The 505-nt window shown below is 70.3% G+C and carries 1 pseudogene; it reads left to right on the forward strand.

The features are described from left to right. A pseudogene (locus AAE045_RS24525) lies at window positions 1-505 on the forward strand (hypothetical protein); the annotation flags it as partial.

Genomic DNA, 505 nt, shown 5'->3' on the forward strand with positions numbered 1-505 from the left:
GATCGGCCATGCCGTACGCCTGCTCTCGCTGTTGGGCGTGCTCACGCCCTGCGCCGCGATTGCCCAGCAGCCCGCCGCTCCATCGCCTGCGCCGGCGCCCGCGGCCGCTCCGGCGCCACGGGCGTCCCTGTTCCGTGACGCCGAAGACGGCCGGTTCGACATGTCGCGCTGGTTGCTGGAGCACCGCGGCTTTCTGCCGGTTCCGATCATCGTCACCGATCCGGCCGTCGGCAACGGCGGTGGCGTGGCGCTGGCGTTCTTCCACCGCCCACCGTCCTCGGGGGCGACGGGCGAGGACGGTGCCCCGAAGATGGTTACGCCGGACATCTACGGCGGTGGGGCCATGCGCACCTCCAACGGCAGCGAAGCGTATGGCGTGGGCGCCTCGCTGCACTTCGACGATGACCGTTGGCGCTACCGCGGCGGCGTGGCCAAAGCGTCGTTCAACCTGGGCTTCTATACGCCCGGCACGGTGCTGCCCGCGCAGAAGATCGACTACAACATG

Origin of the sequence: Dryocola clanedunensis (assembly GCF_038405435.1) — a bacterium.
Classification (GTDB): domain Bacteria; phylum Pseudomonadota; class Gammaproteobacteria; order Enterobacterales; family Enterobacteriaceae; genus Dryocola; species Dryocola clanedunensis_A.